This is a genomic window from Gordoniibacillus kamchatkensis, assembly GCF_000829455.1.
Classification (GTDB): Bacteria; Bacillota; Bacilli; order Paenibacillales; family NBRC-103111; genus Gordoniibacillus; species Gordoniibacillus kamchatkensis.
In genome coordinates this window covers 1-18,146 of sequence record NZ_JXAK01000018.1, presented here as the reverse complement: position 1 = coordinate 18,146, position 18,146 = coordinate 1, and the positions used below count along the sequence as shown (strand labels likewise).

Here is an 18,146-nt window from a genome sequence, read left to right as displayed (position 1 = left end):
CTTGCGGTTACCGACTACATATAATAACGGCATATCTCCGTAAGTTCTGAAGAGGAAGCCGTCGCCAGCAGCGGTTGCCTCCGATTAGCCCAATTTCCGCTTGGTGATTTTGTCCAGGTTGTCCAGCATTAAGCCGGTACCTTTGACGACGCAATGCATCGGATCTTCGGCAATGAGCACGGGAACTTTCAGCTCGTCGGCCAGCAGCTGGTCAAGCCCGTGAAGGAGCGCGCCGCCGCCGGTTAAAATGACGCCGCGGTCGATAATATCCGCCGACAACTCCGGAGGCGTCCGTTCCAGCACCCCTTTGGCCGCCATCACGATCGACGACACCGGATCCCACAGCGCTTCCTGCACTTCGTCGGAATGGATCGAGACGGTGAGCGGCAGCCCGGACACCATGTCGCGCCCGCGAATGTCCATCGTCTCGTTGCGTCCGTTCGGATACACGGTACCGATTTTGATTTTGATATCTTCCGAGGTCCGTTCGCCTATGAGCAGCTTGTATTTGTTTTTTTATGTATTTGGAAATCGCAAGATCGAATTTGTCGCCTGCGACTTTGATCGAAGATGAGGTAACGATGTCGCCCATCGACAGAACGGCTACGTCCGTCGTCCCGCCGCCGATGTCGACTACCATGTTCCCGTAAGGCTGGTAAATGTCCATGCCGGCGCCGATAGCCGCCGCTTTCGGCTCTTCCTCCAGGAACACTTCCCGCGCGCCGCTCCGTTCCGCCGCCTCGCGAATCGCCTTCTGTTCAACCGACGTAATGTTCGTCGGCGCGCAAATGAGAATGCGAGGATGGCTGTACCAGCGCTTTCCGCCTACTTTGGCAATGAAGTACTTGAGCATTTGCTCCGTAACTTCGAAGTCCGCAATGACGCCGTCTTTCAGAGGACGGATGGCGACGATGTTGCCCGGGGTCCGGCCTACCATGCGGCGCGCCTCTTCGCCGACGGCGAGCACCCGCTTCGTATCGCTCTCGATCGCCACGACGGACGGCTCGTCCAGAACGACTCCTTTCCCTTTTACGTGAATCAGCACGTTCGCCGTGCCCAAGTCAATTCCGATATCTTTATTCAACATGACCGCCGCATCCTCCTAAATCGCCTTGCCCGTCCTCACGGAGCCGAAATATACACTTTTTCATTATACCTGAATTCGCTGGAAAGTCGACAATTCCTCTTTTTTTTACCATAAAATCGACATATCCCGCTGCAAATTGCGGCACCGCTGCGGGCGACCCGTGTAACCGGCTCGCCCTGCGGACATGCTTATGGGATTGTGCTGCATAGGGCGGGAACGTTTCTGCGAATGTGATGAGGCAAGTGCGGATTTGGACGGAAGGTGACGGCGGTCACGATTTGCTTGCGACCAGTTCGGAGGTTCTGGGGCTTTTCGTTTTGCGGTACTTGATTTTTGTCGCTTCGCCGCCGCGCAGATGGCGGATCGATTTGTGATATTCCAAAATATGCTTCACTTGATTTGCAAGCTCCGGATTGATTTCCGGCAGCCGTTCGGTCAAGTCTTTGTGCACCGTACTTTTGGAAACGCCGAATTCTTTGGCAATGGTGCGAACCGTGTTGCGGGTTTCCACGATGCAGGTCCCGATCTTGATCGTTCGCTCCTTGATGTAATCGTGCACTCCCCTCGCCTCCCTGCTCGAATTAGTTTGGTACATTATATGAGGGGCGGTACGTTATATTCGTCGTGGACAAGGGCGGTCGTACAAATTGGGGAAATTATTTCCCCGGCAATAACGGGCTGCGAGGGCCGGTAGCGCTACGGGTTGGAATATGGGGTTACGGCTCCAGGCTCTAGTCTTTGCAAGACATGGCAAGGGCTGCGCTGCACTTCGTGCTGGAATATGGGGGCTACGGCTTCGTTAAAAGCGGGTTCCCTCATCCAATAAGACATGAATAGGAGGGAACGCGCACGCTAACGCTCTCCGCCCCCATATTCCGCCCTCCGCTTCGCTCCGCGTGCCATGGGCAAAAGCCAGGAGCAAAGAAAAAAAAAGCGGAAGGAACGAATCCTCCCGCTTCCAAATGGAAGAGTTTGCAATTACTTGTCGCCGAGGAACTGGGCCGGATTAACGGCGTTGCCGTCTTGGCGCACCTCGAAGTGAAGATGTACGCCTTCGTCCTTCTCCAGCTCGTTGCGGCCGGCTTTGGCGATGACGTCGCCCTTCTTCACGTCGGCGCCCTTCGCCACCTTCACGTCGGTAACGCTTTGGTAGACAGTGACGAGACCGTTCGGGCTTGTGATCTCGATCAAATGTCCGACGACCGGATTGTTGTCCACCGTCGTTACTTTACCGCCAAGAGCAGCGAGCACATCGAACGCCGAGTTGTCTTTTGCCGTCAGGTCAATGCCGGTGTGCGGCGTGAACTGCTGGTTGTACTCCACCATAGCGGCTGCTTTCGCTTCCGGCGTACCGCCTGCGTCGTAGAAATCCATCGACGTAGCGACAGCGTTGCGATCCTTAACGGGCCAACCCATTGTCTCGCTGGTAGCGTTCACGGGTACCGATTGTCCGCCTTTGGCGCCGGTATCCGACTGGCTCACCTTGAGGCCGGTATCGTCGGCCGCAGACTTTTTGCCTGCGTCCTGATAGACCCACATTAAGGTTAAAATAATTGCCGCCGCCGCCATGTACACCGCCGGAAAGACCCATTTCTTCGCCAGCAGCCTCTTCCAGGACGATTGTCCCTGCGCTCCCCGTCCAGTTTTGGGAGCTTCTTCTTTCTGCAACTCTTGTTTTTGTTCATTCATATGGTTATCACCTCAATAACCATTGTTGACAACAACAAGAGTTTTATACATTTTTCCAGTTGAAAGTTTGATTGTTTTTAAGATTTTGCTGCGAGATAAGAGGAAGGGACCTTTTCTATCGCGATGCCTTGATAGTAATACTTCACGATTTGCTCCGCCGTCTTGCCCTCTTTGGCCATCCCGTTCGCACCCCACTGGCTCATGCCGACGCCGTGTCCGTAGCCGGTTGTCGTAATGTCCAGCTGGTTGCCACGCCACGTCCACGCAAACTGCGTCGAATTCAGCCCCAGCTTCTCGCGGACGTCTTTGCCGGAAAACGTTTTGCCGCCGATCGAAATCGTTTTGATCCGGTGTCCCTCCGTCCAGCCGAGCACCTTGATCGCCGTGGAGCGCCCGGCGCTGGCCGAGATCGACGCAACGCCGAGCTTCTGCAGCAGCTCCTTATAGGAGAACGTAACAGTCTCTTTGTAGCGCGGAGACAATTTCGCATCCCATGGGCTTGCCACGCTGCGCAAATACGGCGTATACACGCCCCAGTAATCTTCCGAATTTTCCGTGTAGCCGTTGCTGGTCGAAAAGAAGGTCGCGTTAATAGGCTTGCCGTCATAGGTCAGAATGAGATCTTTCGTTTCCTGCACGGCACGGTTCAGCCTCTCCATCTGCGCGGCGGCAGCCGGCGAGGAGGTCTCGCGCCGATGCAGCTCGTCCACGCTGATATAGGCCTGGTGAGCTACCGTATCGGTCACCCAGGCATTTGCACGGGGACGCCCCCGAAGTCTTGCTCCATAATGCGGCGGACCATGTAGGTCCGGGCGGCGAGGGCCTGCGCCTTCATCGCCTCGAGCTCGAAGTCGGCGGGCATTTCGGCTGCTACGACACCGCGCACGTAGTCTTCCAGCGGCACCTTCTCTATCGTCTGCCGCTCGCTGAGATAGACGGGAATGAGCAGCGGCTGCACCTTGGCGTTGTCCCCGCTTGACGGAACTCCGGCGCCGGAGGTGACGGGGCTCTGCGCAGGCGCGGCCGGGCCGGCGATGCGCTTCACGAGCAGGCCGGGCAGCAGTACGGCAAGGAAGGCGAGGGCCGCCAGCCATGCGGTACCCCAGCCTAGCAGCTGTTTGGATGTAGCGTTCATATCCGTTCCTCCATATGCGGTTTCGCCTTGTGCTGCGTCTCTTAGATCAGCCCGTACGTATAATCAGCATATGAGAAAAAATGCTAGGATAGAACGAAACTATGGCGACAATCGGAGAATCCGGGAAACAAAAAGCCAATCTTTCTCATCAGAAAGATTGGCTGTTTACAATGTTGTCGGGCCTCAAGCCCAACTCGGCTGAATGGAGAACAGCGGCAAATCCGCTGCTTCCTCTTCGTCTTCCTCCGGCTCGACCCGGGAAATATCGGCGCCGACGGCGCGCAGTCGCGCCGCCAGATCGACATAGCCGCGGTCGATATGGTGGACGCCGGTAATTTCCGTATCGCCCTCGGCGGCGAGTGCCGCCAGCACGAGCGCGGCGCCGGCGCGCAAATCGGACGCGCACACTTTCGCACCCTTGAGCGCCGTATTGCCGCTGACGACAGCCGAGCGGCCTTCGACTTTAATTTGCCCGTTCATCTGGATGAATTCTTCTACATGCATGAAGCGGTTTTCGAAAATCGTCTCCGTCACAATGCCCGTACCGTCGGCGACCATCATCAGCGCCATCATTTGCGACTGCATGTCGGTCGGGAAGCCCGGATACGGCAGCGTCTTGACGTCGACGGAGCGGAGCGGCCGCTCGACGCGCACGTGCAAGCCGTTCTCATCTTCCTCGACGGTAACGCCCATCTCTTGCAGTTTGGAAATGACCGGGGCCAGATGGTCACCGATCGCCCCTTCGATGTACAGGTCGCCGCCGGTAATGGCTGCAGCGATCATATACGTGCCCGCTTCGATTCGATCTGGAATGACAGTATGTACGGCCCCCCGCAATTTGTCGACCCCTTCGATCCGGATAATGCCTGTGCCCGCTCCGCGAACCATGGCCCCCATCGCATTCAAGTAGTTCGCCAAATCGACGATTTCCGGCTCTTTCGCGGCGTTCTCGATAATGGTCGTGCCCTCGGCCAGCGTTGCCGCCATCATGATGTTCTCTGTCGCGCCTACGCTCGCCACGTCGAGGTAAATTTTCGCCCCGTGCAGCCGTGTGCCCCGGACTTTGGCTTCAATGTAGCCTTGACCGAGCTCGATGTCGGCGCCCATCGCCTCGAACCCTTTGAGATGCTGGTCGATCGGCCTCGTGCCGATGGCGCAGCCGCCCGGCAGCGAAATGCGAGCCTGCCCGAGCCTCGCCAGCAGCGGTCCCATCACGAGGAACGAAGCCCTCATTTTGCGCACGAGATCGTAAGCGGGTTCGCACGTCCCAATATGCTGAGCTTTCACGCGAATCGTCTCGCCCTGATACTCGATCCCGATGCCGAGACTTTGCAGCACTTTGTTTATGACAAGTACGTCGTCAAGAGGAGGCGCCTCGTGAATGACGCTTTCTCCTTCTTCCCCCAAAATCGAAGCCGCAATAATAGGCAGCACCGCATTTTTCGCGCCGCTGACTCTGATGCGCCCCGATAATTTTCGGCCGCCGCGGACGATAATTTTGCTCATCATGGTCCCTCCGCGTTAACTGTTTTTCCTCCGACATGCCGGCTCGCGGCAAAGCCGATCCCTTTGCTAGTTTAGCATTGGATGATTTTGCAGCTCAACTGAGATATATTTCCACGTAGGCGTTAAGCTGGCGCTGAGACGTTAGTCGCGTTGTTCACCATTACTCCACCAGCTTAACGTCTTGGCGTTAAGCTGGCGGCGAGACGTCTTGCACATTGCTCGCCGTTACTCTCCAGCTTAACGCCAGGAAGGCGAAAACGCCGCCTTCCGCACGGATCAACTCTGCCGATTTGCGCCACGGTTTATAGCGTTCGGAGACGGTCCCGAATTTCGTACGGTTGTATTACCATTGTTGACAAGTTCAGGACGCGTTATTCGATCGCGTTCAGAACATACGCTGCAGCCCTAGCGAATACTGCAAGTAATCGAGGAAAAAGCGGGCCAGCTCGTAACCTAGCGCAATCGATAAAAATATTTGCAGCATTTTGCCCTGCGCGCTTTTTGGCTGCCGCAGCAGCACGTCGAAGCGGAACTGCTGCAGCGCCCACCAGGAGAGCGCAATAAAGAGCAAATAGACGAAAATGTTGATAAGTCCCATGTAACGGGCTGCCGCCATAGATGGATCGAGCGGGTTCACGTCGCGCCTTCGCCTCCTACGAATTCAGGATTTTCTCCAGCACGGTCAGCAGTTCGGCACGCGTGGCCAGCCGGTCCGGACGGAACGTGCCGTCGGGGAAGCCTCCGATCCAGCCGTCGGCTTTCAGCTGCTTCAAGATGCCCGCTGCCGGGTCATCTTCGCCGATATCGGCGAACGGCGGGCCTCCGCGCTTCTTGCCCGCCAAGCCAAGGCTTCTGGCGATCATGTAGGCCATATCCATGCGCGTAATTGCGGCGTCCGGACGGAACGTGCCGTCCGGATAACCGTCGATAACGCCGGCGTGAGCCGCTCTGGCGATCGCGGAATACGCCCAGTACGCGTTCGCAACGTCGGAAAAGCGCAGCGGATCCTCCTTCGTCCAGCGGAAGGCGCGGGCGAGTATGGCGGCCGCTTCCGCCCGGCTTACAATGCCGTCCGGCAAAAACCGGTAATTGCCGTACCCGTCAATGATGCCTCGCTTCGTCATCTCGACAATGGCCCGTTCCGCCCAATGTCCGGCGATATCCGAATAACCGGCCACCAGCGGCGTAAGGTCCGCCTGCAGCCGGTAAGGCTGGTTGGAAAAGGGCCGATCCGATTGAAGCTTAATATAATAGGTTCCGCTTGTCAAATGCTGTTCATGCGAGAGCCACGCAGCCCCGAGCTCGGTGCCTCGGTTTGGCCGGACCATACCGGCTTCAAGCTGTTGTCGACGATTGTCGCCGTTACCGTGCGGCCTTCCGGAACTCCGGTCAGCCGCAGCTGAAGCAAGCTGTCCTGCGCCACATCCAGCTGGAACCAGTCCTGATCGTCGGCTGTCTCGAACGTTCCCGGATACTCGGTGCCGGGACTGAGCGATGCGGCTTGATACGGCTTGTCGTTCGGTTCGTTCGGGTCGAGCCACTCGGGCGTATAGTTGATCGATAGCGTGTATTGCCCCATGATCGGGTTCGTGTAATTTTTCTGGTTGCTTACCCGAATATAATAGTCGCCCGGAAATACTTCCAGCGACGCCGTCTCGTCGGCCCCGTTGCCCCCTTCGTCGTAAATGGAGGCTTTCTCCCCTTTTTTCTCGAGCAGCAGAATCGGATCCATGCGCGCCGTGTCGGCGGAGAGCCGAATTGTCAGCTTTCCCGATTGTTCGATGGGCAGCATAAACCAATCGACATCGCCGGGGTGGTCGAACGTTCCTTTCACCACCTGGCTTTGCGCCGGCAGCACGAACGCTTCGTACTGCTTGTCGTTCGGCTCGTACGGATCCGCATAAATTTGAAAATCGGTCGTTAACCGGTAACCGACAGCGGTGCTCCGCTTCGTATCCGCCGCTTGCAGCTTCAAATACGAGTAGCCTCGCTTCACTGGAAGCCGCATTGTTCGGCCTGAGGGCGCTTCGTACACCGCCTGCTGACGCAGGCTGGCGTCGTACAGGACGACCGACGCGCTTGAGCCGTCATTCGTCTCCAGCTTCATATTCAATGCCCCGTCATAGGGACTGTCCATTTTGAACCAATCGATATCCGAACCGCCGGCGAACTCGGCGCTGATCGTTTTATTGACCGGGATCGTCTTCGCGTCTTTCGCTTGATCGTTCGGCTCGAACGGATCTTCCCGGTACGGCTGCAGCAGCGCGCGATCGGCGCGGAGAAGGCCGTACCCCGTATATTCGTCCCAGCCGCGCACGTTCAAATCCTCTGCCGTTTGCCGCAGCAAGCTCCGCAGCTGATACGGCTTCATCCAGGGGTATTTGCTCCAGGCCAGAGCCGCTACGGCCGCCGCCTGCGGGGCCGCCATGGAGGTGCCGTTTTTCGACCCGTAGCCGCCCCCCAGCGTTGTGGTAAATACGTCATAGGGAGCTACCAGGTCGATCTCCGGACCGATGTTGGAACGGTATTCCGGCTGATTGTACGGATCGACGCCGCCCACCGCCACAACAGTCGGATAGGCGGCCGGGTAATTGACGCTGTCGCCCTCATTGCCTGTGGCGGCCACGAGCAGTACGCCCTGCTGCTCGGCATATTGCACTGTCTGAGCCAGCCTTTCGTTGTACCGGTACAAGCCTAACGACAGCACGACAATGCGGGCGCCGTGATCGACGGCATACCGAATCCCCTCCCCCAGCTTCGCCTCGTCGCCGCGTCCGTCCGCTTCCAGCGCCTTAATCGGCATAATGCGGACGTTCTGGGCAATGCCGGCGATGCCTTTGTCGTTGTCGGCGGCAGCGGCAATGACGCCGGCCACGTTCGTGCCGTGCCCGTTGTCGTCTTGCGGCGGCTTCGCCGGATCGAGCAAATTGTAACCGCTGGTCAGTTTGCCCTGCAAATCGGGATGGGTCAGATCGACCCCGGTATCGACAAGCGCCACGACAATCGGCGGACTCGCGGCAATGCCTGCGGCGGCCGCCCAAGCTTCGGGCGCATGTATTTGGTCCAAATACGTCTGCTTCACGCGCAGCGGGTCGTTCGGCTTCGCCGGGTCCACGGCGGCATGAGCGGCCGGAACGGTGGACGTGAGCGCAAGCAGCAGCGATAGCATAACGGCACCCGACAGCCAAGCTGCCTTGGCGGCGGATGGGATGGATTTTCGTATTCGTAACATATCGTAATCCTCTTCATGATGGAGCTGTGAATGCTTCTACTTATAATTCGAGGCTTAGCCTCTGAAACCCTCCCTAGATTCGCTGGAAAAAATGCTCCGCTGCCGGAACAATCACAAAACTGTCAAAATGCAGCTTGTTTTGCCGAGTGGAACGCGGCTCAACGTCCGAATCGGCGAGACCGTAACGTTATCGCAATAAACAACGGGGAGCTGCGATGGCTCTGCGGACGCCGAAACCAACAGTTCCCTTCAACATGGGGCACTCGCGTTCGCTTCAGCGCTTAAACATCAACCGCAAAAAAATGACACTCCAACCGTCGACGGTTCGAGTGTCATTTTGCTTCGCGTCTGTTGCCGTTACATCGAGAACATATCTTTGGTCAAGCTGAAAATGCGGTCGATCCCGCTCAGCACGAGCTGCGGGAAGAAGCCGAGCAGCACGCCGGCCAGCGCACAGAGCCATACCGTGATGCCGAGCGGCACCGGCACGCTTACTTCCTTCGATTCTTGGTCGGTGCGCATGAACATTTGCCGGATCCAGCCGAAGTAGTAATAGAACGAGACGACGCTCGTCAGGATCATCACCGTGCCGAGCCAATACTGTTGCGTCTGCATCGTGCCCAGGATGATGAACAGCTTTCCGAAAAATCCCGCCGTGACCGGGATGCCGGCCAGCGAAAGGACGAGCAGCACGGCCGCTGCGGCCGTCCACGCGCCCGGTAGTACAAGCCTGCGAACCCTCTCAGCTCCTCGTTGCCGCTGCTCCGCTGAACGATCATGAGCACGGCGAAGGCACCGATGTTCATGAACAGATAGGCGATCAAGTAAAACAGGAACTCGGAGTAGTTCGCGTAATGCACCAGCGAAAAGTGCGTGGCGATCGGCACGAGCAAGTAGCCGGCATTGGCGATCCCCGAGTAAGCGAGGAGCCGCTTGACGTTATGTTGCCGCAGAGCCATCGCATTGCCCGCAATCATGGAGATGGCCGCCAGGACGGACAGCGACAGCAGCGCATCTTTTTGCAAATCCGTGCCCATCAGCGTCAGAGAGCCGAACACCCAGTACATGACGCGGAACAGGATGGCGAAGCCCGCTCCTTTGGATACGACGGCCAGAAACGCGGTGACCGGCGTCGGAGCGCCCTGGTATACGTCCGGCGCCCACGTGTGGAACGGGGCGGCGGCGATTTTGAAGCCGAAGCCCGCCAGCAGCAGGAAGAATGCGAGATAGACAAGCCCTTTGACGTCATCTATGCTGCCAGCCAGCGCCGAATTGATCGCCAGCAAATTGGTCGAGCCGGAAATGCCGTACAAGAATGACATGCCGTACAATATGATCGCCGATGATATGCCGCCGAGAACAATGTATTTGAACGCGCCCTCATTGGACTCCGTGCTCTTTTTCTTCATCGCCACGAGCACGTAGGATGTGATGCTGAGCAGCTCCAGGCCGACGTACAGGGTGATCAAGTCGCCGGATGAGGCCATGATCATGCCGCCGAGAGCGGCCGGCAGGAACAAGTAGTAGTACTCCCCGACGTGATGGATGTCGTCTCTGGCGGCGCTGCCGAGGCTCATGAAGACGACGAGCCCGGTGCCGACCAGGATGACCAGCTTCAGCAAGCTGGCGAAATCGTCGATCCGGTAGCTCTGGGCGAGCAGCTGGATCGGTTCTTCCGGATTCAGTTCCAGCGCGGTGAAGCAAATGGCGACGACAATGCCCAGCAGCGTCAGCCAGGCGCTGAAGCTGCGGCTCACTTTGCGCGGCAGCGCCAGATCGAGCAGAGCTGCCAGCAAGGCGGTAACGATCAGCGTCAGTTCGGGAATCAGGTGCTGAAGATCGGACAGTTGCAGACGTAACGCTTCCATGGCTCTACCCTCCTATGTGCCCGGCGGCGCTGTGCAGCAGCTGATCCATGCCGCTGATCGTTTGCTGCAGCGGTTCGCTCAGGACGCTCGGATAGATGCCGAGCAGCAGAATGAATGCGACGAGTGTGATCATCGGAATCGCCTCGACGAGACGCGCATCGCGGATGCCCGCATATTGCGCGGCAATAGGGCCGAACGTGATGCTCAGCACCCCTCGCAGCACATAGACGGCAGCCAGAATGATGCCGAGCGCGCCGACGGCGGCGACCGCCTTGTACGTGCCGAACATGCCGACAAAGGCCAGAAACTCGCCGATGAAGCCGGACAAGCCGGGAAGGCCAAGCGAAGCCATGCCGGCGATGAGCAGAATGCCGCTCATGAACGGAATCGATTTGGCGAGTCCGCCGAGAGCGCCGAGCTCGGTCGTCTCCGTCCGCTCGTAAATGCTGCCGACGAGCAGGAACAGGAGCGCCGAGATGAGTCCGTGAGACACGAGCTGGAACACCGCACCCTGCAGGCCGGACGTATTAAACGCCGCCAGGCCGAGCAGCACGACGCCCATGTGGGAAATACTCGAGTACGCGAGCACGAGCTTGAACTCTCTTTGCACGACGGCAAGCGCGGCCCCGTACAAAATATTGATGACGCCGAGGATGCCGAGCAGGAGCGCCGCTTCCTTCGCCTGCGCCGGGAAGAACAGCACGCCGAAGCGGATCAAGCCGTAAGCGCCCATTTTCAGCAAAATGCCCGAGTGGATCATGACGATCGAAGGCGGCGCCTCCGTATGTACGCGAAGCATCCATGTATGGAACGGGAAAATCGGCAGCTTGATGCCGAACGCCACGAGCAGCATCAGGAAAACCGTCCACTTCATCGTATCGCTCATGAAGAACGGGTTGTTCGGTTTCGCCTGATTGACGAATGCGTTCGGATCCTGGAACAGATTGTGCGCGATCTGATGAATGTCGCCGCTGTAGGACAGGATCACTTCGTTGTTCGTCTGCGTCATCGTGAATCCGACCGTGGCGACGATAATCAGGAACGCGATCAGCATAATCGCCGAGCCGATGCCGTTATAGATCAGGAACTTGTTGGCCGCTTTCTCGCGGTCCAGATAGCCCCAAATCCCGACCAGGAAAAACATCGGAACGAGCGTGATTTCGAAGAACAGGAAGAACAGGAACAGATCTTGCGCCATAAACACGCCGAACATGCCGGTTTCGAGCAGCAGGAAGCAAATATAGAACGTCTTCCACCGCTTCTTGATATGGAACGACGCGAGGGCCGCCATCGCGGACACGAGCGCGGTCAGGAACACGAGCGGCAGCGACAAACCGTCCACGGCAAGATTGTACTTGAACTCGAAGAAGAACGATGTGATCTGCTCCAAGCCTTCCTTGTTGAGCGGAATTTTGATCCAGCTGTACATCTCTTTGAATTGCACCGGATCGCCCGACGCCTGATAGGCGGCATAAAGCGCTGCGGCCAGGACGAGCGGGATGAGCGTCGCGATCAGCGCGATCGTTTTGATCAGGCGGCCTTGCTGCTTCGGAACGAAGAGCAGGACGAGCGCTCCGAGCAGCGGCGTGAAGGCAATCAGTGTCAGTAAGGGCAGCTTATCCAAGGTGGAAGAACCTCCTTCCCGCCAGAGCAAGCGCCAGGATCAGCAGCCCCAGCAGCGTAGCGAGTCCGTACGTCTGCACTTGGCCGTTCTGCAGGCGCAGGCCGAGGCGGCCGATGCCGACGACCGCGGCGGAGCACAGCCGGACGATCCCGTCTACGATATAAATATCGAACAATTCGAACGCTTTGCCGATGAGGCGCAATCCGCGGACGAACACGACGTCGTACAATTCGTCGATGTAGTATTTGCGGTATACGAGCGTATACAGCCACGGCGCATTGCCGGCGACGATATCGCGCGAAACCGAATTTTTGCCGTACATCACGTAACCGAGCCCGATACCGAGCAGTCCGGCGAGCGTCGACAATATCATAACGGTCCAATTTGCCGTCTCCGCCTCAGCATGATCGCCTAGCCAGTGGCCGAGCCAGCCGTTAAACGGCGTGAACACGAAGCCGGCGATAACGGCAAGCACCGCCAGCACGACGAGCGGGAACGTGAAGGGCGCCGGCGATTCGTGGGCGTGTGCGTCCGAGCGCGGTTTGCCGGCGAAGACGAGGAAGAACAGGCGCGCCATGTAGAACGCGGTAAAGAATGCGGCGATGAGGCCGACCCAGAACAGCAGCTGGTTGTGTTCGAAGGCAGCGGACAAAATCGCGTCCTTCGACCAGAAGCCGGACAGCGGCACAATGCCGGACAGCGCCAGGGCGCCGATTGCGAACGTCCAGGCCGTAATTTTCATTTTGCCGGCAAGGCCGCCCATCTCGCGGATGTCTTGCGTATGTACAGCATGAATGACGCTGCCCGCTCCGAGGAACAGCAGCGCCTTGAAGAACGCGTGCGTGAACAGGTGGAAAATGCCTGCCGTCGCCGCGCCCAGACCGAGCGCCATCATCATGTAGCCGAGCTGGCTGACGGTCGAGTACGCGAGGACGCGCTTGATATCGTTCTGCGCCGTGCCGATCGTCGCCGCGAATATGGCCGTGAAGCCGCCGACGTAGGCGACGACCAGCATCGCATCCGGCGACGCCTGGAAAATGTCCATCGTGCGGGCTACGAGGTATACCCCGGCAGCGACCATCGTCGCCGCGTGGATAAGCGCCGAAATCGGTGTCGGGCCTTCCATCGCGTCCGGAAGCCACGTATGCAGCGGGAACTGGCCGGATTTGCCCATCGCGCCGACAAAGACGAGAATCGCAATCCAGGTGGCGATGCTTGGATCGATTTTGCCTTGGGAGAAGGCGTTGTGAATGGCGCTGAAGTCGAGCGAATGCCCCGGCATATACCAGAACAGCAGCAGCATGCCGAGGAACAGGCCGACGTCGCCGACGCGCGTGACGATGAACGCTTTTTTTGCGGCGGCGCGCGCTTCCGGCTTGAAATACCAGAACCCGACGAGCAGGAACGAGCAGACGCCGACAAGCTCCCAGAAAATGTACAGCTCCAGCACGTTCACCGAAATGACGAGGCCGAGCATCGCGAACGAAAACAGCTGGATATAGCTGAAAAATACGTTGACGCGCTCGTCACCGTGCATGTAGCCCTTCGAGTAAATGTTGACCAGCAGGCTGACGAGCGTCACGATGACGAGCATGAGCGCGTTGAGATTCGTCACCTCGAAGCCCATGTTCAGTTGGAAGTCGCCGATGGTAAGCCATTTCAGCTGATTCCACGTATAGTCCGTCGTATGGCCGAGCCGCTCGAAGAAAATAAGCAGCGCCAGCACGAAAGAGGCGAGCATCGCTACAATCGAGATGTACGCGCCGGCCTCCCGCAGCTGCCGCCCCGCCGCTATGAGCACCAGGAAGGCGAGCAGCGGGAACAGCGGAACGAGCCATGCGTATGAGGTAAAATCGTTTGCCATGTCCGTGCCAGCCTCCTATCGCTTCATAGTGTCCATGTCGGTGACGTCGGTCGTCCCCCGGTTGCGGTACAGATTGATCAGAATCGCGATGCCTACGGCCACTTCCGCCGCCGCCACCGTAATGTTGAACAACGAGAAAATTTGCCCGGCTAGCCCCGGCTTCGGACCGTATTTGGCGAAGGCGATCAGATTGAGATTGACCGCATTCAGCATCAGCTCGATCGAGAGCAGCACGATGATCGCGTTCTTTTTGGAAAGGGCGCCGTACAGCCCGATGCAGAACAAAATTGCCGCCAGCGTCAGGTAAGGGGTGATGCTCATCCTAATCCTCCTCCCTCTTCGCCACGACAATCGCACCGATGAACGCGACGGTCAGCAGCACGGACATGATCTCGAACGGAATGACGTACTGATTGAACAGCAGTTGCCCGATCTGCAGCGTGTTATCTTTCGGATCGACCGGCGCTGACTGCGGCGTAATCGTCGCGTTCTGAATGACATAGAACAAAATGCCGAACAGCACGATCGCCCCGACGAGCAAAAGGCCGTTGTGCCACGGACGCTGAGGCTCCGTTTCGGCTTCCCCGCGGTGGCGGGTCATCATAATGCCGAAGATCATCAAAATCGTGATCGCGCCGGCGTAGATGAGCACCTGCACCCAGCCGACGAACTCGGCTCCGAGCGTAATGTATATGCCGCCGAGCGACAGGAACGTCAGCGCCAGCGCCATGACCATGTGGACGACGCGGGTGAGGCTGATCATGAAAATCGCGCCGCAAATCGCCACCAGCGAGAACACGAAGAACACGAGGTTCTCTCCGCTGCTTAAAAATCCGATAAGGCGGTCAAGCATTGGCTTTGGCGCCTCCTTTCGGAGCGGCGGAGTTGTTTTCCTTGCGCACGTTCTCGTTGTTGTCCGTGAGCCATTTCATGTCCTTGAACAGCTCGTCGCGGCTGTACGTGCTCAGCTCGAAGTTGTTCGTCATGACGATCGCTTCGGTCGGACACACTTCCGTGCACAGATCGCACAAAATGCAAATTTCGAAGTTGATGTCGTACGTGTCGATGACTTTGCCTTTCTTCTCCGGGTCCGGATTCGGCTTGCCGGTCAAGGTGATGCACTCGGTCGGGCAAATTTTCGCGCACATGTTGCAGACGATGCATTTGTCCGGCTCGAAATGCTGTATGCCGCGGAACCGGTCCGGCATCTCGAGCGGGACGTCCGGATAGGCGTAGGTCACTTTTTTGGCCGTCATCGCTTTGAACGTGACGCCCAGCCCTTTCATGATCCCTTTCATGCGCCCCCAACCCCCAATGCCATTAAAATCGCGCTGACGAAAATGTTGACGATCGCGAGCGGCAGCAGCACCCGCCAGCCGAGACCCATGAGCTGGTCGATCCGGATGCGCGGCAGCGTCGCGCGCAGCCAGAAGAAGAAAAAGACGATGAACGAAAATTTGAGCAGGAACCAGAATGATTCCCGGAATAAAGTCAAGCACCGGCAGCGGCGATTGCCAGCCGCCAAGGAACAGCACCGTGGTCAGCGACGCGATGGCAAACACGTAAACGTACTCCGCCAGCATGAAGAAGGCGAAGCGGAAGCCGCTGTATTCGACGTGATAGCCAGCCACGAGCTCCGACTCCGCCTCCGGCAAGTCGAACGGCGTCCGGTTCAGCTCGGAAATGCCGGCGATGACGAAGACGACGAAGCCGATGATTTGCGGGATGAAGTTCCAGTGCCAGAAGCCGCCGGCCTGGCCTTCGACGATAAGCCGCAGGTTGAGCGTGCCGGTCATCATCACGATGCCGACGACGGAAATGACGAGCGGCACTTCGTACGAAATCATTTGCGCCGCCGAGCGCATGCCGCCGAGCAGGGCGTACTTGTTGTTCGACGCCCAGCCGCCGAGCACGATGCCGATCGTGGAAATGCCGGACAGCGCTACATAGTACAAAATGCCGACGTCCAAATCCGCGAAAAACAGATTGCTAGCGAACGGCAGGACGGCGATGGCCGCAAACGACGGAATGAACGTAATGACCGGCGCCAGGATGAACAGCTGCCGCTCCGCCTTGCGCGGAATCGTATCTTCTTTGATCAGCAGCTTCGTTACGTCGGCCACCGATTGCAAAAGTCCGAGCGGTCCGGTGCGGTTCGGCCCGATGCGGAATTGCATCCAGCCGATGACCTTACGCTCGAAGTAAATCGCGTACGTCACGAAGCCGAGCACGATGAGCAGCATCACGATACCGAGCAGCAGGAAGACGAAAAAGTTGCTCCAGCCGAAAGGCTGTTCCAGGAAGTGCATCATTACGCGTCCACCTCCCCGACTACGATGTCGATGCCGCCGAGAATCGTGATCAGGTTCGTCATCGTTTCGCCGACGAGCAGTTTCGGCAAAATTTGCAAGTTGACGAACGACGGGCGGCGGAACTTGAGGCGGAACGGCTCCTGCTTACCTCGCGAGATAATGTAGCAGCCGATCTCGCCGCGCGGCGATTCGATTGCCGCATACGCTTCGCCTTCGGGCGGACGGATGACGCGCGGCGCTTTGCCCATAATATCGCCGCCATCCGGGAACTGGGCTACCGCTTGCTCCAGAATGCGCAGCGATTGGCGCATCTCCTCGAGCCGCAGCAAATAGCGGTCGTAGCAGTCCCCGTTCTTGCCTACCGGCACGTCGAATTCGAACCGGTCGTAAATGCAGTAAGGCTGGTCTTTGCGCAAATCCCAGCTGACCCCCGTGCAGCGCAGGTTGGCGCCGCTCAGGCCGTAGCTGATCGCCGTCTGGGCGTCGTACTTGCCTATGCCTTGAATCCGGGCCAAGAAAATTTCGTTGCCGCTGACGAGATTGTTGTACTCGTCGAGTTTTTTCCGCATATAGGGGATGAATTCCCGGACTTTGTCGATCCAGCCGGGAGGAGCGTCCCACTTGACGCCGCCGACGCGCATGTAGTTGTACGTCAGGCGCGCGCCGCACAGCTCGTTGAACAGGTTGATGATGATCTCGCGGTCGCGGAACGCGAACAGGAACGGGCTCATGGCGCCGATGTCGAGCAGGTACGTTCCCCACCATACCATGTGGGAAGCGATGCGCTGCAGCTCCATCACGATCAGGCGCAGAAATTGCGCCCGCTCGGGAATTTCGAGCTGAAGCATTTTCTCGACGGCGTTTACCAGCACGTAGTTATTCGTCATTGCCGACACGTAGTCCATCCGGTCCGTGTACGGAATAATTTGCGTATAGTTCAGGTTCTCCGCCAGCTTTTCCGTGCCGCGGTGCAAGTAGCCCATCACGGGAATCGCTTCGCGGATCACTTCGCCGTCCAGTTTGACGATGACGCGGAAAACGCCGTGCGTGCTCGGATGCTGCGGGCCAACGTTGAGCAGCAGCTCCTCCGTGCGCAGTCCGTCGCCGCTTTCCGGGGGCCCCGCCCTCAGAAGGCCGCCGGCCGTCGCTTCGTACGCTGCCGAAATGTCGCCATCGGCAAAGGTTTGCTGGCCGCTGCCTGCTGCCGGTTCGGCTTCGGCCTGTTCGCGGATTGGTTCGATGCGTTCTAGTTGAGCCACGACGTTACACCTCCGGATCGAGCGGTTCGTAATCTTTGCGCAGCGGGTGGCCGACCCAGTCGTCCGGCATCATGATGCGGCGCAGGTCGGGATGACCGGGAAAATCGATGCCGAACAAGTCGTACGCCTCCCGTTCGTTCCAGTTCGCGGTGTCCCACACCGGCGTCACGGAAGGAACGGCAGGCGCCATGCGGTCGGTCTTCACTTTCACGCCGTACTCGCGTTTGGACGTTAAGGAAAGCAGGTGGTACACGACCTCGAGGTGCGTCTCCTGATCGACTCCCGCGAGGTTGCGCAAATAATCGCATTTGAGCTCCGCATGGTCGCGGAACACTTTGGCCGCTTCCGCCCAGCGCTCACCCTTGATGACGACGCACGGCCGGTGGCTATCCATCTCGTTGATGTAAGCCGCTTCGATGGCATCTTCGCCGACCGTTTCTTTCAGGATGGCGACGAGACGGTCGAGCAGCGGCTGGTTCGGCGACGGCTCCTTCGGGCCGTCGGCCTCGGCTTTGGCCGCGGCGCGCGGCGCTCGCGCGGGCTGTCGCCTGCGGCTGCGGGCGCGGCAGC

At 58.4% G+C, this 18,146-nt stretch carries 16 protein-coding genes and 3 pseudogenes; all 19 read right to left on the bottom strand.

The features are described from left to right. Positions 1–84: 84 nt before the first annotated feature. Positions 85–1,087: pseudogene (gene mreB, locus SD70_RS11935) on the bottom strand (rod shape-determining protein MreB). 271 nt (positions 1,088–1,358) lie between these two features. Then, positions 1,359–1,646 (bottom strand): sporulation transcriptional regulator SpoIIID, encoded by a 288-nt coding sequence (gene spoIIID / locus SD70_RS11930; RefSeq protein WP_041047796.1) that lies wholly within the window; start codon positions 1,644–1,646, stop codon positions 1,359–1,361. A gap of 419 nt (positions 1,647–2,065) precedes the next feature. Next, on the bottom strand, positions 2,066–2,776 hold the full coding sequence (locus SD70_RS11925) for a M23 family metallopeptidase (protein WP_041047795.1): 711 nt from the start codon (positions 2,774–2,776) through the stop codon (positions 2,066–2,068). Positions 2,777–2,853: 77 nt separating this feature from the next. Further along, a complete protein-coding gene (spoIID, locus tag SD70_RS37940) occupies positions 2,854–3,522 on the bottom strand; it encodes a stage II sporulation protein D (protein WP_231571172.1) in 669 nt (222 codons plus the stop codon). Further along, positions 3,519–3,911 carry a SpoIID/LytB domain-containing protein gene (locus SD70_RS37935; protein ID WP_231571171.1) on the bottom strand — a complete coding sequence of 131 codons (393 nt, stop codon included), beginning with the start codon at positions 3,909–3,911 and terminating at the stop codon, positions 3,519–3,521. Before SD70_RS37935 ends, spoIID begins: the two co-directional genes overlap by 4 nt. 183 nt (positions 3,912–4,094) lie before the next feature. Next, on the bottom strand, positions 4,095–5,417 hold the full coding sequence (gene murA / locus SD70_RS11915) for a UDP-N-acetylglucosamine 1-carboxyvinyltransferase (RefSeq protein ID WP_041047794.1): 1,323 nt from the start codon (positions 5,415–5,417) through the stop codon (positions 4,095–4,097). A 385-nt stretch (positions 5,418–5,802) separates the two neighbouring features. Then, a complete protein-coding gene (locus SD70_RS11910) occupies positions 5,803–6,033 on the bottom strand; it encodes a DUF1146 family protein (protein WP_041047793.1) in 231 nt (76 codons plus the stop codon). Positions 6,034–6,070: 37 nt separating this feature from the next. Continuing rightward, positions 6,071–6,685 (bottom strand): S-layer homology domain-containing protein, encoded by a 615-nt coding sequence (locus SD70_RS37930; protein ID WP_231571170.1) that lies wholly within the window; start codon positions 6,683–6,685, stop codon positions 6,071–6,073. Next, a complete protein-coding gene (locus SD70_RS11905; RefSeq protein ID WP_231571169.1) occupies positions 6,682–8,649 on the bottom strand; it encodes a S8 family peptidase in 1,968 nt (655 codons plus the stop codon). Before SD70_RS11905 ends, SD70_RS37930 begins: the two co-directional genes overlap by 4 nt. Before the next feature lie 357 nt (positions 8,650–9,006). Next, positions 9,007–9,264 carry a hypothetical protein gene (locus SD70_RS40310; protein WP_394297958.1) on the bottom strand — a complete coding sequence of 86 codons (258 nt, stop codon included), beginning with the start codon at positions 9,262–9,264 and terminating at the stop codon, positions 9,007–9,009. A gap of 6 nt (positions 9,265–9,270) precedes the next feature. After that, positions 9,271–10,136, bottom strand: a pseudogene (locus SD70_RS40305) (NADH-quinone oxidoreductase subunit N); the annotation flags it as partial. Positions 10,137–10,521: 385 nt separating this feature from the next. After that, on the bottom strand, positions 10,522–12,141 hold the full coding sequence (locus SD70_RS11895; RefSeq protein WP_041047792.1) for a complex I subunit 4 family protein: 1,620 nt from the start codon (positions 12,139–12,141) through the stop codon (positions 10,522–10,524). After that, positions 12,134–14,005 carry an NADH-quinone oxidoreductase subunit L gene (nuoL, locus tag SD70_RS11890; protein ID WP_041047791.1) on the bottom strand — a complete coding sequence of 624 codons (1,872 nt, stop codon included), beginning with the start codon at positions 14,003–14,005 and terminating at the stop codon, positions 12,134–12,136. The genes SD70_RS11895 and nuoL overlap by 8 nt, the downstream gene beginning before the upstream one ends. A 15-nt stretch (positions 14,006–14,020) precedes the next feature. Beyond that, positions 14,021–14,326: an NADH-quinone oxidoreductase subunit NuoK gene (nuoK, locus tag SD70_RS11885; protein ID WP_041047790.1), complete on the bottom strand. Its 306-nt coding sequence runs from the start codon at positions 14,324–14,326 to the stop codon at positions 14,021–14,023. 1 nt (position 14,327) lies between these two features. Next, entirely contained in the window at positions 14,328–14,858 is a 531-nt protein-coding gene (locus SD70_RS11880) for an NADH-quinone oxidoreductase subunit J (RefSeq protein ID WP_041047789.1), read from the bottom strand. Further along, positions 14,851–15,291, bottom strand: a complete 441-nt coding sequence (gene nuoI, locus SD70_RS11875) for an NADH-quinone oxidoreductase subunit NuoI (protein ID WP_269432461.1) — start codon at positions 15,289–15,291, stop codon at positions 14,851–14,853. Before nuoI ends, SD70_RS11880 begins: the two co-directional genes overlap by 8 nt. Before the next feature lie 8 nt (positions 15,292–15,299). Beyond that, positions 15,300–16,317 (bottom strand): annotated as a pseudogene (gene nuoH, locus SD70_RS11870) (NADH-quinone oxidoreductase subunit NuoH). Further along, a complete protein-coding gene (locus tag SD70_RS11865) occupies positions 16,317–17,414 on the bottom strand; it encodes an NADH-quinone oxidoreductase subunit D (protein ID WP_052487345.1) in 1,098 nt (365 codons plus the stop codon). The pseudogene nuoH and the gene SD70_RS11865 overlap by 1 nt, the downstream one beginning before the upstream one ends. A gap of 166 nt (positions 17,415–17,580) precedes the next feature. Continuing rightward, positions 17,581–18,146, bottom strand: a 566-nt coding sequence (locus SD70_RS11860; protein WP_041047787.1) for an NADH-quinone oxidoreductase subunit C, incomplete at its 5' end; no start/stop codon positions are given.

Excerpts from the sequence above, each read along its gene's own strand:
- SD70_RS11925 (WP_041047795.1), bottom strand. The coding sequence starts at position 2,776 with ATGAATGAACAAAAACAAGAGTTGCAGAAAGAAGAAGCTCCCAAAACT.
- SD70_RS37935 (WP_231571171.1), bottom strand. The coding sequence starts at position 3,911 with ATGAACGCTACATCCAAACAGCTGCTAGGCTGGGGTACCGCATGGCTG.
- murA (WP_041047794.1), bottom strand. The coding sequence starts at position 5,417 with ATGAGCAAAATTATCGTCCGCGGCGGCCGAAAATTATCGGGGCGCATC.
- SD70_RS11910 (WP_041047793.1), bottom strand. The coding sequence starts at position 6,033 with ATGGCGGCAGCCCGTTACATGGGACTTATCAACATTTTCGTCTATTTG.
- SD70_RS11905 (WP_231571169.1), bottom strand. The coding sequence starts at position 8,649 with ATGTTACGAATACGAAAATCCATCCCATCCGCCGCCAAGGCAGCTTGG.
- SD70_RS40310 (WP_394297958.1), bottom strand. The coding sequence starts at position 9,264 with ATGCAGACGCAACAGTATTGGCTCGGCACGGTGATGATCCTGACGAGC.
- nuoL (WP_041047791.1), bottom strand. The coding sequence starts at position 14,005 with ATGGCAAACGATTTTACCTCATACGCATGGCTCGTTCCGCTGTTCCCG.
- nuoK (WP_041047790.1), bottom strand. The coding sequence starts at position 14,326 with ATGAGCATCACCCCTTACCTGACGCTGGCGGCAATTTTGTTCTGCATC.
- SD70_RS11880 (WP_041047789.1), bottom strand. The coding sequence starts at position 14,858 with ATGCTTGACCGCCTTATCGGATTTTTAAGCAGCGGAGAGAACCTCGTG.
- nuoI (WP_269432461.1), bottom strand. The coding sequence starts at position 15,291 with ATGAAAGGGCTGGGCGTCACGTTCAAAGCGATGACGGCCAAAAAAGTG.